The sequence below is a fragment of the Aliifodinibius sp. S!AR15-10 genome, assembly GCF_031569985.1.
Taxonomy (GTDB): Bacteria; Bacteroidota; Rhodothermia; order Balneolales; family Balneolaceae; genus JAMQKA01.
The window spans coordinates 1-2,071 of the sequence record NZ_JAMQKA010000102.1 but is presented as its reverse complement, the minus strand read 5'-3'; the positions used below and the strand labels follow the sequence as shown (position 1 = coordinate 2,071).

General features: G+C 41.1%; 1 protein-coding gene and 1 pseudogene. Both read left to right on the top strand.

Features of this window, described 5'->3' with window-relative positions:
- Window positions 1-140 (top strand): annotated as a pseudogene (locus tag NC796_RS26990) (mandelate racemase/muconate lactonizing enzyme family protein); the annotation flags it as partial.
- Window positions 141-275: 135 nt separating this feature from the next.
- Window positions 276-1,868, top strand: coding sequence for a phosphoenolpyruvate carboxykinase (ATP) (gene pckA, locus NC796_RS26465; protein WP_310688890.1), 1,593 nt, complete (start codon window positions 276-278; stop codon window positions 1,866-1,868).
- Window positions 1,869-2,071: the final 203 nt, after the last annotated feature.

Here is a 2,071-nt window from a genome sequence, read left to right as displayed (position 1 = left end):
AGGAGATTGTCACCTGGGAAGGCCCGATGGTGGATGAGGAAGGATTCCTGCCATTGTCAGAAAAACCGGGCATTGGCGTAGAGATCAACGAGGAGGGGATGCGGAAATATGCTACCGAAGGGTATCCCTTCTTTGAATGAGTTTTCTCATAATCCAAAAAATGACCGGGCTTGCAGTGATGGGCCCGGTCATATTCATTACAAGGTAAACTACAACCTGTGAGAAGAACTGGAAAACGATCAAATAGGGAATAGGATTAGGGACGGTAAATAGTAATGAAAGATCAATTTGATAGTCTTTTGAAACAAGCCAAGTTGAAAGTTAAAAAAAAGGGGAATGTTTATTGGAATCCGAATACACCAGAACTGTATGAAGAGGCTATAAGAAATAAAGAAGCAAATTTGACAAAAGATATGGCCATTCGTGTATTAACCGGCGAATATACGGGGCGGTCCCCAGATGATCGATATATTGTGGAAGAGTCATCAGTCAAACAAGATATCAATTGGGGAGATGTGAACCAGCCTATATCTGAAGGGGTGTTTAATCACCTCTATGAGAAGGTGCAAACCTATTTAGGTGAGAAAAAGCTTTACGTGAAAGACATGTATGCGGGTGCGGATGAGCAGTATCGACTGAAAGTCCGGATAATTAGTGAAGCTGCTTATCACGGGCTATTTGCGCATAACATGTTTATTGAACCCTCCGACTCCGAAAAGAAGACGTTTGCCCCTGATTTAACAGTTCTGGCAGCTCCACATTTCCAAGCCACGCCTGGTAAAGACGGTATCGATTCGGAAACTTTTATTTTTATCAATTTTTCAAAAAAAATAATCTTGGTTGGTGGTACACTTTATTCGGGAGAAATAAAAAAGAGTGTTTTTACAGTATTGAATTATCTGTTGCCTAAACAAAATGTTATGTCCATGCATTGCTCGGCTAATATGTCAACAGATGGGACTACTGCTATATTCTTTGGACTGTCGGGTACTGGTAAAACCACTTTGTCTTCCGAACCAGATCGTATTTTGATTGGAGATGACGAACACGGGTGGAGTGAGAAAGGGATTTTTAATATTGAAGGAGGGTGTTATGCTAAAACAATCAATTTATCCAGGGAAAGTGAGCCTTTAATTTACGAGGCAACAAAAAAGCCAGGGACTATACTAGAAAATGTAGTTTTAGATGACAATCGACAGCCTAATTTTAAGGATAAAAGCTTCACTGAAAATACACGTTGCGCATATCCCATCAAGCATATTCCAAATGCCGATCAGTCAGGTAATGGAGCGCATCCTAAAAATATTATTTTTTTAACCTGTGACGCATATGGAGTGCTTCCACCACTCTCGAAATTAACACTTAAACAAAGTATGTACCATTTTATCAGTGGATATACTGCGAAAGTTGCCGGTACGGAGCGCGGGGTTACGGAACCGAAGGCCACTTTTTCACCCTGTTTTGGGGCACCTTTTATGCCACTTCATCCCAACGTATATGCTGAGCTTCTGGCAAAAAAAATTCATAAGTATAACACGAGTGTGTGGCTGCTGAATACCGGTTGGACAGGTGGGGCATATGGAGCGGGAAAACGGATAGCCCTTACGCATACCCGAAAAATGCTCAGTGAATTGTTGCAAGGTAATTTGGACGAGGTTGAATTTAGAACAGATCCGGTATTTGGGTTGGCAGTTCCAAAGTATATTTCGGGCGTACCAAAGAATTTATTATTCCCTAGGGATACCTGGAGTAACAAGCAAAAATATGATAGAACAGCAAATCGACTCTCCACTTTGTTTAGAGAAAATTTTGAAGAATACAGAGGTGAGTTAAATAAGGATTTAACTAAGGCAGGGCCAATTAAATAGCTTCTACAAACCAGTTACCCAATCCTATAATCAGGCTCATTAAATAAATAAAAGATCAAACCAGAATAGATTTGCTATGAAAGTATACAAGACAACGCAGGGAATTGTAATTGAGCACAGGGATTCGTTTTACCTGCTGGGCGGGGAGGATTGGGACTCGTTCATCAATGACGACGGGCTGGCCGGGAAGATTGAACGCATCG